Here is a 12,474-nt window from a genome sequence, read left to right as displayed (position 1 = left end):
CCTCAATCGACAGCGCGCGGAAAGAGGCCGCGCGGCCGCAGGAGCAGAACGATCAGGAAGGCGATATGTCCGGCAAGGATCTGCCATTCCGGATTGATGGCGGCCCCGATCGTCTGCGCAAGCCCGAGGATGACGCCGCCGGCAAGCGTGCCCCAGAGCGATCCGAGACCGCCGATGATCACGGCTTCGAAAGCATAGATCAGCCGCGCCGGCCCGGCTGTCGGATCGAAATTTGCCCGCATGCCGAGATAGAGCGCGGCAACGGTCACGATCATCATTGCCAGTCCCGTGGCGATGGCAAAGATCGAGTTCGGACGGATACCCATCAGGCCGGCTGTGACCACATCGTCCGACGTGGCGCGGAAGGCGCGCCCGAGTGCGGTGCGATAGATGAGCTGGTTCAGAGCGACAATCACCGCGACAGCCGAGCCGAAAGTCAGAAGCGGCATCAATCCGGCATTGATGCCGCCCACCTGCAGCGACGCCGTCTCCAGAGATCCGGCGGAAATCCTTCTGCTATCGGCAGTGAAGACCTCCAGAAGACCATTCTGGATGACGATGGACAGGCCGAAGGTCACAAGCAGTGGCGGCAAGACATCCTTGCCGAGCGTGCGGTTGAGAAGGTGGTATTGCAGCAGCCAGCCGATCGCAAACATCAAGGGCGCTGCGATCAGCGCCGCAGTGAATGGATCGAGGCCGAGCGACGAAACGAGAAGCAGAATCAAAAATGCTGCCAGCACGATGAGGTCGCCATGGGCAAGATTGACAAGCCGCATGATGCCGAACACCAGACTGAGGCCGGCAGCAAACAGGGCATAGAGCCCGCCGAGCAACACGCCCTGAAGAAGCGTATCAAGCCAGTTCATTGCTCTCCGCTCCAAAATAGGCTGCGTGGATGTCGGCCCGATCGAGGTCGGCCGGGCGCCCGCTCAGGGTTATCCGTCCCTCCATCATGCAATAGACGAGGTCGGCGACCTTCAGGGCCTGGGCGATATCCTGCTCGACGACGACGATCGCCATCCCGGATGCGCGAATGCGGCTGAAGGCTGCGTAGATATCCTTGATGACGACGGGCGCCAGACCGAGGCTGAGCTCATCGCAGAGCAGGATCTCCGGGTTCGACATCAGGGCACGGCCGATTGCCACCATCTGCTGCTGGCCGCCCGAAAGCGCAGTCGCCGGATTGCTGCGCCTTTCCTTCAGGATCGGAAACAGCGTGTAGACGCTTTGCAGCGACCAGGGCCCGGATCGCTTGCAGCCGTAGCTGCCGACCTGCAGGTTTTCTTCCACCGTCAGCGAGGCAAAGAGCTTGCGCCCTTCCGGCACGAGAGCGATGCCGCGGCGCACGACATCAAAAGAAGGCATTGCACCGATCGCCTCGCCCCGATGCAGGACCATATCCGCCCGGTTGGCAATCACACCTGCAATCGAGCGCATCAGCGTCGACTTGCCGGCACCGTTGGCGCCGATGACGGCAATCGTCTCGCCGGCATCGAGATCAATGTCGATGCCGAAAACGGCCTGGAAGTCGCCGTAAAAGGCCGTCAGGCCGCGGGTTTCAAGAAGGCTTGCCATCAGACCTCCATGCCGAGATAGATGGCGCGCACCTCGTCCGAGGCCATGATCGCTTCCGGCGCACCGATACCGACGACACGCCCGAAATTGAGGACCAGGATGCGCTCGGCGACAGCGGTCAGCGCATGCAGCACATGCTCGATCCAGATAATGGTCATGCCGCGTTGATGAACGCGCCTGATCGTCGCCACCAATTGCCGGCATTCGCCTTCCGTCAGGCCACCGGCGATTTCGTCGAGGAGCAGGAGTTTCGGCCGGGTGGCAAGCGCGCGGGCAAGCTCCAGCCGCTTGCGCTCCAAAAGGGACAGCGATGCCGCCTGTCGGTTGGCCTTGGCGATCAGGCCGGTCTCGACCAGGATGTCGGCGCAGAAACCGGCGACATCGGCTTCGCTCGCCCGTGTGCCGAAAGCGCCTGCGACGAGCAGGTTTTCATAGACGGTCAGACGCTCGAAGGGCTGCGGGATCTGGAAGGTGCGACCCATGCCGGCAAGGCAGCGCTGCATCGGCGGCGTATGGGTAACGTCCCGGCCGTCAAAGCGGATTGCCCCGCTCGCAACGGACAGATTGCCGTTGATCAGGTTGAAGAGCGTGGATTTGCCGGCACCATTCGGCCCGATGACGCCGAGCGCCTCGCCCGGCTCGACCGAAAAGCTGATACCCTCGGCAACGACGAGCGCGCCGAAGGATTTCGAGACAGCATTGAGTTCCAGGATGGGCATCGGCCAATCTCCGCAAAGGTCCGCCCGGCCGCAAAGCCGGGCGGATGTGCCTTACGCCAGCGCTTCGAGCTTGCCGCCGAGCGGCACGTTCGGTGCAAGGCCGTTTTCGACGACGATGAGATCGTAACCACCGCCCGATTTCAGCCGCCACTGACCGCMGACCAGCGGCGTCTTGGCGACGTTCTTCTGGGCGAAGGGCGGAAGCTTCTCATTGCCCCAGGCAATCGGTCCGACAAGCGTGTCGAGCTTGGTCTCGCCGATCGCTTTTGCGACCGTATCACCGTCACTGACATCGCCGGCACGCTTCATGACGTCGACGGCGAGTTCGAATAGGGCATGAGCAAAGCCGATCGGCTGCGTCCAGGGACGGCCGGTGGATTTCGTGAAGGCATCGGCGACGGCAGCCGTCGTCTCGCCCGTCAGTGACGATTTGAACGGATGGCTTGGTGTCCACCACACTTCCGTCGACAGATTGTGGCCGGCATTGCCGAGCGCCTCAACCGTCTGCGGAAAAAGCAGCGCCTTGCCGATCGAGGCGATCTTTGGCTTCAGGCCCTGCTGCTTGGCCTGGTTCCAAAAGGTGGTGAGATCCGGCGGGATCATCACGCCGGTCAGAATATCCGTGCCGGCCTGCTTGAAGGCGTTGATCTGCGCGGAGAAATCGTCCGTCAGGTTCTGATAGCGACCCGTGTCCGTCAGCCCATAGCCGAGCTTTTCAAGCACCGGCGGGAAGCCGACGACCTTGTCGCCCCAGGCATTGCCATCCCCGTCATTCGGAAAGAGCCCGCCGATCTTCTTGTTGGTTTCGATCTGTCCCCACATGCCGGTGAAGACGGCAATGATATCCTCCAGGCCCCAGAAGAAATGATAGGCATAGTCGAAGGGCTTCCAGGAAGCAGGATCGCCCGGATTGCCCTGCTGGCCGATGAACCAGGGCTGCCAGGGCGCGACCGTGGAAATGCAGGGCATGCCCTCGCCTTCGCAGGTCGTCGAGACCGGATTGGTCGTCTCCGGCGTCGAGGAAACCAGCATCAGGTTGATCTGATCATCGACGATCAGCTCCTTGGCGACCTCGGCAGCGCGGTTGGGGTTGGATTGGCTGTCCTTGACCACGACCTCATAGTTGAGGCCGAGCTTCTTGGTCGTCGCCAGGAAGGCATCGATGACGAACTTGTCGGCCTCTCCGAAGGCTGCAAGCGGACCGGTCTGGGGGCTGACATAGCCAAGCTTGATTGCCGCCGTCTGACCGATTGCCGGGGCGGCAAGGCTGGATGCGGCAAGCGCGGCTCCGCCGGCTGCCGTCGTCTTCAGAAAATTGCGTCTCGTAAACATATGTCCTCCCATTGTCCTCTCCTCCCAAAGAGTGCGTAGTCAGGCAGACGATCAATCTGCTGGTCGGCGGCCATCCCAGGCCTCCTGCAAAAGTGCCCTGATCGAACCCCGGTCAATCGGGCGCGGGTTCCAGTAAGGATTTTCAACGGCAATCGAAGCCGCACGGTCGAGATCGACCTCGGTCAGCCCGAATTCCTTGAGCGTCAACGGCGCGCCAATCGACTTGGCAAAATCCCACAGGCCGCCACCGATCGAGCCTCCGAAGAGATTGGCAGCTGGGGCAAGTTCTGCCGCTGCCGCCMTCGCGTTGAACGCGGCCGTATGCGGCAGCATCACCGCATGGGTTTCGGCATGCGGGGTGTCGAAGGAGCCGCCGAGCGTGTGGCAGATCTTGTGATGCAGCGCCATACCGACCGTGCCAAGCACTGTGCCGCAGAGCCAGGCACCATAGAGCGCCTCATTTCGGGCATCGGCATCGTCGGGCGCTGTTACGATTTTTGGCAGGCTTCTGGAAAAAGCGCGCAGCCCCTCAAGAGCCATCAGGGTCGAAATAGGATTACGGTCACGTGCATAAAGGCCTTCGACGGCATGCGCCATGGCATTGAGGCCGCTCGTCACACTCATCGAAACCGGTAGCCCCAGGGTCAAGGCCGGGTCGTAGAGAACGATTTCCGGCAGGATCCGCGCGTCACGTACAGTCGTTTTCCGACCGCCTTCCGTCTGGCCAAGAATGGGCGTGACCTCGGAACCGGCATAGGTGGTCGGCACGACGATCTGCAGAAGGTCGGTGCGATAGGCAATCGCCTTGCCGAGGCCGGTCGTCGATCCTCCACCGAGCGAGACCACGCAATCCGCCTCGGTTTCGGCCACCATTTTCATCGCGGCCTCGGTCACGTCGACCGGCGTATGCATGGTAGCGCCGGTAAAAACACCGCAGGCAAGAGAGCCGATTTCGGTTGCCAACGCCTCCGCATCCGCCTTTTGATGAGGCGTTGCAAGGACGAGCGCCCGCTTGCAGCCGGCCGTCACAATCCATTCTCCAACCTTGCTCCTGCTGCCGTCGCCGAAGACAATCCGGGCCGGACTGCCGGCATAGGAAAACGCGTCGATCATGCCGCCCTCTCCGGTTTTGCCCGGACCATGACGAAGATAAGCTCCACCGCCTTTGCATTACGTCCGTCGACCTCGACGGGATCGAAAGAGGTGATGAGCTCGGGGCGCACGCCAAACAGCGCGTCTTCGTGCAGGTGCGGGTCGCTTGCGTCATAAACGTGTGTCGTAATCGTCTCGAAGCCCTTTGCACGCACGACGAAATGCAGATGCGCCGGCCGGCGCAAGGGATAACCGGCCGCAGACAGCAGCCTACCGACTGGACCGTCGGCCGGCACGCCGTAGCCGGACGGAACAATAGAGCGATAGGAAAGGCACCCCTCTACATCGGTTCTGAACAGGCCCCGCAGATTATGTTCGGGCTGGAGATCCGGTTGCTGGTTCTCGTAGAAGCCCTCTGCGTTGGCCTGCCAGGTCACGACTTCAGCGCCTGCGACGGGCAGGCCGTCGAGATCCTGGACGCGAACCGACACCATAAGCGGCTCGCCGATGCCGTCGAGCGAGATCGACGACGCCGAGGCACGTGCAGGCGCATCGGCGCGGAAGAAGGGGCCGCGGATTGTATTGGGGGTTGCCCCCTTCGGCCGGCGCGAATTGATGTCTTCGATAAGTGCCGAAGCGCCGATCAGGTCGGATAGAAGCACCCATTCCTGCCGACGCTCGTCCGAAGCGTGACCGACCTCCGTCAGGAAAGCGATGAAGCTTCGCCACTCGTCCTGGGTCGGCCGAAACTGCTTGATGAGGTCGTGCGCATGGGTCACGGCGGCTGAGAGCAATTCGACTAGCCTGGCGTCCCTGCCGGCAGAAAAACGCTCAGCGAAGGCTTCAGACGATGTCGCCTCGCTGAATGTGAGCGGTTGAGAGTGCCCCGCCATGCCAATCCTCCCCGACTTGCTCTGCGACGTGCGGGTAGAATAGCAGGCAGAGCCACGTCGATTGATGATTTTGTTAAGAGATAATATAACGGATCGTTATGAAGATCGATGAGCGTCACCTGATCCAGCTCGCCGCCGTCGTCAAGACCGGCGGCGTTACCGAAGGCGCGGCTTTGCTGGGACTTGCACAACCTGCCGTCTCGCGCACCTTGTCCATGTTGGAAAAGCGCCTGGGCGAGCCGCTTTTCGTCCGGGGCCGTCGCCCCCTGCAGCCGACAGCCTTTGGCCTGGCGCTCGCCGAGCATGGTTTCGTCATGCTGGCGGCCTCCCGCAAGGCCTCCGATCTCGTCGAGAGTTTCAGGGTCGGCAAGAGTGGCGTCGTGCGCGTCGGCGGCACGCCTTTTTTCATGGATGGGCTGATCGCCGGAATCTGTGCGGAGTTTCAGTCGAGCCACCCCGATGTGCGCATCGACCAGAGCTACGGCTACTTCCCGGATCTCAGGGCAGCGCTGAAAGCCGACCAGATCGATCTCGCTATCTGCCCGATCGATATTCTCGATGAAGGCTCGGGGCTCGAGTTTCAGCAGATTCTTCCCGGCCGTAACGTTGTCGCCTGCCGGGTCACGCATCCCCTGCTCTTGAAGCGGCGGCCGCAGCCGAGCCATCTTCTCGAATATCCCTGGGTCGCACCGCCACCAGGCAGTCCCTTGCTTGCGGACTTGCGCGCGCTGCTTCTCTCATTCGGCGCAACCGAACTCAAGATCCGCTATTCGGGTGGTTCGCTGATGGCGGTGATCAACTATCTGAAGACCGCCGATGCACTGACGATCATGCCCCATAGCGTCGTCTTTGCGCAACGCAAGGACAAGTCGATCACGGCTTTGCCAATCACCATTCCGCATCCCGAACGGGCACTGGCGATCCTCAGCCGTGTTGATGCGCCGCGCTCTCCCGCCGTCGACCACTTTGCCACATTTGTCCGCTCCGGTTTCGAAAACTTGCGCCACCTCATCAAACGCCACGAAGAAGCGGTCGTATGGGGTCTTTGATATGCCAGCCTCTCGATCAGTGACGACTGTTGACGGCACTTCCGGGACCAGACATGGCATAGCCGGCTGAACGAGATCAAAGTGCCGCCTCCCGTCGTTCACGGCAACGATCCAGTTTTCCCCGTCGCGCACGGCAAGGCACTCGCGCGAGCTGTGGCGGACGCGAAGTTCGTGAAGATCGAAGGCGACGGCCATGAAATTCGTCCCGAGGATTGGGAAACGATCATTTCTGCTATCGACGAACATGCCGAACTCTCGTCAAGTGACCGAGGCAAAACCACGTGAGGATGGACATGTTGGATCGTGCTGACTTCTATGATGCAGAATTAAAGCGGCACAATGGGCATTTGCGTGCCGCCGCCTCCGTTGGAATACGTGACCGTGTGCTCGATATCGGTTGCGGGGCAGGACAAACGACGCGTGAGGCCGCCCGTGTCGCGGTGGAAGGCGAGGCGATCGGCGTGGATACTTCCACAGAAATGCTCGAGGTTGCGCGCCGACGTTCCAACGAAGCGGGATTGCGAAATATTGCCTTTGAGCAGGGTGACGCCCAGCACCACGCATTTCCGGCTGCGGGCTTCGACCTCTGCATCAGCCGGTTTGGCGTCATGTTCTTTGCCGATCCGGCGGCAGCGTTTGACAATGTCGCCCGCGCGATGCGTCCGGGCGCGCGCCTTGCATGGATGGTCTGGCAGAGCCAGGAGCGCAACGCTTGGTCTGGTGCCATCAGGCAAGCCTTGGCTCCGGGAATTGCGATTTCCGCACAGGCTTCCACGCCGTTTTCGCTTGGCGATCCCACCATCGCTGCAGAACTCCTCAAGACGGCCGGCTTTGTTTCGATCGATTTTATCGACGTGCGAGAACCGGTTTTCTACGGACCGGACGTCGATACGGCCTTTGACGCGCTCGTCGAGCTCTATCTTGTGAAGGACGCGCTGGCGCAAACCGGTGAAGCGCCCGACAAGGCGCTGCAGCGGCTGCGCGAACTGCTGGAGGCATATATGACCACGGAGGGCGTACTCTTTGAGTCGCGCGCGTGGATCATCACAGCTCGCAGGGTGTAAATCGGACGAGGAGATCTCCTCCTCAACATGCGTTTCGGCGGGCACTCGGTGTCGCCGATGACGCCGTTCTGCTCATGCTCCGTGTGGCGCGAGACCTTCTTCCGTCGTTGCGGCACCCGCGCATGCGATCGCGAGCGTCCGTATCCTGATGGCCCACAACAGATCGCTGATCGAGGGCAAGGGAGACGATGACGGTGCAGGCAAAACCACCGTCGAACGCACCGGCCCGGAGATGCTCCGAAGGTTGCGAGGTCATATGATGGGTTAGAACAAGGCGCGCTTCGGCACGCGATCGATGTCGGGATGGATCGGATGCGCGGCGAGGAGACGAGGCTACCGGACACCTTTGCGTCCGGTAGCCTCGTGTTCATTCGACTTTGGTGTTCTCGATGCTGAGACCCGACTGGAATGTCAGGAAGCCGGGCATGTTCGTAAAACCAGTTACACCCTTCCTGACGGCGTAGTTCTGTTCGCGCCACATAAAGTAGACGAGCGGCGACAATTCGAGCGCTCTATCGACGAAGGCATCATAGACTTTCGCTCTCTCGTCCTTGTCGATGGTTGCCCTGCCCTTGTCGAGCAACTCGTTGATCTGCGGATCGTTGAAGTAGGGGGAATTGTTGGTTCGGACGAGCTTGTCGCCACCGTAGTAGTAATTGCTCAGCCAGTCGGCATCGGTAATCTCGCCGAGGCTGCCGAGTACGGTAAAATCGTAGTCTGCAGCGGTTGCCTTGGCCATGCGACTTGCCCAGTCCGGCAGGTCGAGCTTCACCTTGATGCCGATTTTTGCAAGCTCCGACTGAATGGCGATCGCCGTATTCTGATGGAAGCTATATTGCGATGACGCGAGCAGTCGCGCCTCAAAGCCGTTCGGATATCCCGCCTTGGCAAGCAGTGCCTTGGTCGGCGTTGAAGTGGCGCGTGCTGGGGAAGAGTTTCGCCGTCGTCGCGAAAGAAGTGCGTGAAGTTGCACAGCGCTCGGCGGTGGTCGCGTCACACTATTATTCGCTCACACTAAACCGGGCGCTAGAGAGTCGGAGGCCAGATATCCGTTTCATGGTCTGGATGCTGATGGTTGGTGCTCGTGATCCGGTGCAGCATCTGAGGGTTGTCGGCGTAAGTCGGTCGGTCGCCGGGTACCTGTACGAGCCCAGAATACCAAGATACACGACTCTCGTTACCGTACTGATTTTCGGGCGGCGCACGGTTAGGCTCGTCGAGCGTACCGACGAGAACACCGATGTCCTCGCCATCAGGATAGTCGAATGTCAGCGGGGTGCCGCAGTCGCAGCAGTATCCGCGGCGCCCGACATCCGAACTGCGGAAATAGCTGACTGCGCCACGTGTCACGCGAAATGCCGTCTTCATTACGGGGCAGATGATCGCGAAGGGGCCGCCTACTGCCTTCTGGCACATTCGGCAGTGACAAATGTGAACGTTCTGTGGTTGCTGATCGAGCGAATATCGGACGGCACCACATTGGCAGCCTCCCGTCAGAACGATGGTTTGCATAATGTCCTCCACTAACTAAGTTTCGGAAATAGGCGACGTCCAGGACTCCTGCGGGCACACGCGTCAAAGTCGGTCCTTGCGAGATAGTCTCCCGCGAAGAAGGTCCACGTCAACTGCGATGACGGGTGGCGCTCATCAGTTAGGCGACTGAGCCGTATCAGGACCCGAAGCAGGCCGAGACTCGTAATCCGACTATGCGCTGGTTCCGGAAAGAATTTCTTTCCCGAACCCCAAATTCATTTGTCTGGACTTGCCCCGAGCATCGGTCGACGGTCGGCGCCATAGACGCCGCCAGAAAACCTGGCGCCATGATGCGCAGAGGCGATATGTCGTTCGAATTTGACGTTGATGATCCGCTCCTAGCAAAGGCTGCCGAGTTGCGGGCGGCGTTCCACCGGGATGCGGTCGATCGGGACAAGCAAGGGGGAAGACCTGTTGAGCAGATCAGGCTCCTGAAGGAAAGCGGCCTGCCGTCGGCGCAAATCGCGAAAGCCTATGGTGGGCAGGGGGCTCCCTGGCTGACGATCCTTCGCATCGTGCGGGAATTCGCCAAGACCGACGGATCGCTCGCACACCTCTTCGGTTACCATCATCTGCCACTGAACCTCATCCTCTTTCGGGGTTCAAATCCCCAGAGGGATAGGTGGCTGAGTGGATCGGCTGCCGGCAACTGGGTCTGGAGCAATTCCGGCAATGCCATGTCGAAGACCTCGACAGGCGAAAAGACCAAAGGCGGCTGGATGATCAACGGCAGCCGTCCCTTTTCCTCGGGCTCGCACATTGCCGACTATATCCAGATATCCTGGGAAAATTCGGCCGGTGAACGCCTCACCGCGGCGGTCCCCGCAGATCGTCAGGGAATCGTGATTGCGGATGACTGGGACGGGATCGGGCAGAGGCAAACCGGCAGCGGCACCGTCCATTTCCGCGACCTCCAGATCGGCGACGATGAGGTCATCAGTGCCCCTTCCGTGCCACTGACGCCTTACGCGTCCCTCACCTCGCTTCTTCAGCAGAGCGTCCTTCTCAACGTGTTCGTCGGCAGCGCCCAGGGCATCCTGGAAGAGGGCCGCGACTACACCGTAACGGCATCCCGATCGTGGATTTATTCCGGTGTGGAACGACACATCGACGACCCATGGATCAAACGCCAGTATGGCGAACTCTATATCCGCACGCTTGCGGCCGCAGAACTTGCCGACAAGGCTGCCCGCAGCCTAGATGCCGCCTATGCGCAAGGACCATCCCTGAGCCACGCCGATCGTGGTGCTGCCGCCATCGATATCGCCACGGCCAATCTTTATGCGGGCGAGGTCGGCCTTGCCGTGTCGAGCGAGGTCTTCGAGGTCATGGGCGCGCGTTCCGCCACGCAGGCCAACGGCTTCGACCGTTTCTGGCGCAATGTGCGGACCCACACGCTGCACAATCCTGCCGAATACAAGAAGCGCACGGTCGGCGCCTTTCTGCTGACGGGCGAGTTCCCCGTGCCGGCCATCTACCGCTGAAAGGATATTCCATGGCAAGACGCAAGGACCAGATCAAGCTCGGTGCCTTCCTGCTCTTCACCGGCCACCATGTCGCCGCCTGGCGCCATCCGCAGGCCTCTGTCGGCACGGAATTCGAAAATTATCTCGAACTTGCACGCCTTGCCGAGGCTGCGAAATTCGATGCCATCTTCTTTGCCGATGGCGTGGCAGCACGGTTGAAAGACGTCGAAGCGGCAACCCGCAAGGCCCATAGTGGCATTTATCCGTTCGAACCGATCACGTTGCTTTCCGCGCTTTCCTCCGTCACCCGCAATATCGGCCTGATCGCCACCGCCTCGACGAGCTTTTCCGATCCGTTCAATCTGGCACGGCAGTTTGCGTCCCTCGACCGGTTGAGCGGCGGGCGGGCCGGCTGGAACCTCGTCACATCTTCCGATCCGGACGCCGCCTATAATTTCGGGCATGACGCGCAGATCCTGCATGCCGACCGTTACGAGCGCGCCGAGGAATTCGCCGATGTCGTCCTCGGCCTCTGGGACAGCTTTGAAGACGACGCCTTCATTCGCGACAGGCAATCGGGACGCTATTTCGATCCTCATAAGCTCCACAGGCTCGATCACAGTGGCAAGCACTTCAAGGTGCGCGGCCCCCTCAACATCCCGCGCTCACCGCAGGGGCGGCCAGTCCTCGTTCAGGCGGGAGCCTCCGAGCCCGGCAAGGAGCTTGCCGCGCGTACCGCGGAAGCCATATTCGCCGCCCAGATCACCCTTGAGGAAGCGGTCGCTTTCTACGCCGATGTCAAAGGCCGGCTTGCCAAATTCGGCCGTTCACATGACGATCTGAAAATCCTGCCGGGCATTTTCCCTGTTGTCGGCAGAACAGAATCCGAAGCGCAGGAAAAGTTCGAATCCCTGCAGGCGCTCATTCAGCCCGAAGTCGGACTGAACCTGATCTCCCAGCTCTCCGGTGTCGATCTATCCGCCTATCCGCTCGATGGGCTGGTGCCCGACGATCCGCCGGCCACCAATGCCGGTAAAAGCCGACAGGCTCTCGTCCTTGATCTCGCCCGACGCGAAAATCTGACGGTCCGCCAGCTCTATCTGCGCATCGCCGGCGCCCGCGGCCACTGGCAGGTGGTCGGCACGCCGGTCCAGATCGCCGATGTGCTCGAAGAGCGTTTCGAAAATTACGGGGCCGACGGCTTCAACATCATGGCGCCGCTGATGCCGGGCGGGCTTGCCGACTTCATCGAGCTCGTCGTTCCGGAGCTGCGCCGCCGAGGCCTCTTTCGCACTGAATACGAAGGCGCGACGCTGCGCGAGAATCTGGGTCTCAAGCGCCCGGCAAACCGCTTCGCAGATGCCAGCAATGCTGCGGCGGCCGAATAGGGAGAAACCAATGAGCCACGACAAGCTTTATCTCATCGAACCGGGTTTTTCCGATCCCAACAAGCCGGGCGTCAGTTTCGTCTGCCCCTATTGCAACGCTATCGAGGGACTGCTGGCGTCCTTCCCCGATCTTGCAGGCAGGATCGAGGTGGAGCGGGTTGCCTTTCCCCGGCCGCGCGCAAGCGTGATTGCTGCCGTCGGCGAGGAACATCAGTCGTTGCCCGTGCTTGTTCTCGCCGAGAACGCACCGGCTGATGCGGAACACTGGAATGGCGTGCGTTTCGTCAACAAGACCGATCGCATCCTCGAACTGCTTGCCGAGCGCCATGGCTTCCCCCGGCTTCATAAGTGAAGGAAGAACAC

General features: G+C 61.0%; 14 protein-coding genes. 6 read left to right on the top strand and 8 right to left on the bottom strand.

What is annotated here, in order from left to right; all coding sequences use genetic code 11:
• Positions 1 to 2: 2 nt before the first annotated feature.
• From AC1DTN_RS28365 to AC1DTN_RS28340, 6 genes are read right to left on the bottom strand one after another with little or no spacing between them, the layout of a single operon-like run.
• On the bottom strand, positions 3 to 866 hold the full coding sequence (locus tag AC1DTN_RS28365) for a branched-chain amino acid ABC transporter permease (RefSeq protein ID WP_477923595.1): 864 nt from the start codon (positions 864 to 866) through the stop codon (positions 3 to 5).
• Positions 853 to 1,575 carry an ABC transporter ATP-binding protein gene (locus AC1DTN_RS28360; protein ID WP_477923593.1) on the bottom strand — a complete coding sequence of 241 codons (723 nt, stop codon included), beginning with the start codon at positions 1,573 to 1,575 and terminating at the stop codon, positions 853 to 855. The genes AC1DTN_RS28365 and AC1DTN_RS28360 overlap by 14 nt, the downstream gene beginning before the upstream one ends.
• Positions 1,575 to 2,294 (bottom strand): ABC transporter ATP-binding protein, encoded by a 720-nt coding sequence (locus tag AC1DTN_RS28355; RefSeq protein ID WP_477923591.1) that lies wholly within the window; start codon positions 2,292 to 2,294, stop codon positions 1,575 to 1,577. The genes AC1DTN_RS28360 and AC1DTN_RS28355 overlap by 1 nt, the downstream gene beginning before the upstream one ends.
• Before the next feature lie 51 nt (positions 2,295 to 2,345).
• A complete protein-coding gene (locus AC1DTN_RS28350; RefSeq protein ID WP_477923633.1) occupies positions 2,346 to 3,626 on the bottom strand; it encodes an ABC transporter substrate-binding protein in 1,281 nt (426 codons plus the stop codon).
• 51 nt (positions 3,627 to 3,677) lie between these two features.
• Positions 3,678 to 4,739: a maleylacetate reductase gene (locus AC1DTN_RS28345; RefSeq protein WP_477923589.1), complete on the bottom strand. Its 1,062-nt coding sequence runs from the start codon at positions 4,737 to 4,739 to the stop codon at positions 3,678 to 3,680.
• Entirely contained in the window at positions 4,736 to 5,611 is an 876-nt protein-coding gene (locus AC1DTN_RS28340) for a dioxygenase family protein (RefSeq protein WP_113320726.1), read from the bottom strand. Before AC1DTN_RS28340 ends, AC1DTN_RS28345 begins: the two co-directional genes overlap by 4 nt.
• 98 nt (positions 5,612 to 5,709) lie before the next feature.
• On the opposite strand from AC1DTN_RS28340, the gene AC1DTN_RS28335 reads away from it, so the two are divergent.
• The 3 genes from AC1DTN_RS28335 (at position 5,710) to AC1DTN_RS28325 (ending at position 7,724) form a co-directional block, all read left to right on the top strand.
• Complete coding sequence (locus tag AC1DTN_RS28335) at positions 5,710 to 6,660, top strand: LysR family transcriptional regulator (RefSeq protein WP_439018379.1); 951 nt, start codon at positions 5,710 to 5,712, stop codon at positions 6,658 to 6,660.
• Between the two features lie 81 nt (positions 6,661 to 6,741).
• The gene (locus AC1DTN_RS28330) at positions 6,742 to 6,945 is read left to right on the top strand and encodes an alpha/beta fold hydrolase (protein WP_439018380.1); all 204 of its coding nucleotides are present in this window, start codon (positions 6,742 to 6,744) and stop codon (positions 6,943 to 6,945) included.
• Between the two features lie 8 nt (positions 6,946 to 6,953).
• Positions 6,954 to 7,724: a class I SAM-dependent methyltransferase gene (locus AC1DTN_RS28325; RefSeq protein WP_439018901.1), complete on the top strand. Its 771-nt coding sequence runs from the start codon at positions 6,954 to 6,956 to the stop codon at positions 7,722 to 7,724.
• Positions 7,725 to 8,091: 367 nt separating this feature from the next.
• Here the strand turns inward: AC1DTN_RS28325 and AC1DTN_RS28320 are convergent, their stop codons facing one another.
• Entirely contained in the window at positions 8,092 to 8,721 is a 630-nt protein-coding gene (locus AC1DTN_RS28320) for an ABC transporter substrate-binding protein (RefSeq protein ID WP_442206527.1), read from the bottom strand.
• A gap of 29 nt (positions 8,722 to 8,750) precedes the next feature.
• Positions 8,751 to 9,236, bottom strand: coding sequence for a GFA family protein (locus tag AC1DTN_RS28315; protein ID WP_113320724.1), 486 nt, complete (start codon positions 9,234 to 9,236; stop codon positions 8,751 to 8,753).
• Positions 9,237 to 9,562: 326 nt separating this feature from the next.
• Here AC1DTN_RS28315 and AC1DTN_RS28310 point away from each other — a divergent pair, with 326 nt between their 5' ends.
• The 3 genes from AC1DTN_RS28310 to AC1DTN_RS28300 are packed head-to-tail and all read left to right on the top strand — an operon-like array spanning position 9,563 to position 12,463.
• The gene (locus AC1DTN_RS28310) at positions 9,563 to 10,741 is read left to right on the top strand and encodes an acyl-CoA dehydrogenase family protein (RefSeq protein ID WP_113320843.1); all 1,179 of its coding nucleotides are present in this window, start codon (positions 9,563 to 9,565) and stop codon (positions 10,739 to 10,741) included.
• 11 nt (positions 10,742 to 10,752) lie between these two features.
• On the top strand, positions 10,753 to 12,111 hold the full coding sequence (locus tag AC1DTN_RS28305) for an LLM class flavin-dependent oxidoreductase (RefSeq protein WP_442206526.1): 1,359 nt from the start codon (positions 10,753 to 10,755) through the stop codon (positions 12,109 to 12,111).
• 10 nt (positions 12,112 to 12,121) lie between these two features.
• Positions 12,122 to 12,463, top strand: a complete 342-nt coding sequence (locus tag AC1DTN_RS28300) for a DUF3088 domain-containing protein (protein ID WP_113320722.1) — start codon at positions 12,122 to 12,124, stop codon at positions 12,461 to 12,463.
• Positions 12,464 to 12,474: the final 11 nt, after the last annotated feature.

It is taken from the genome of Rhizobium sp. 01T444 (assembly GCF_056398305.1).
This window is presented reverse-complemented; position numbering and strand designations above follow the sequence as displayed.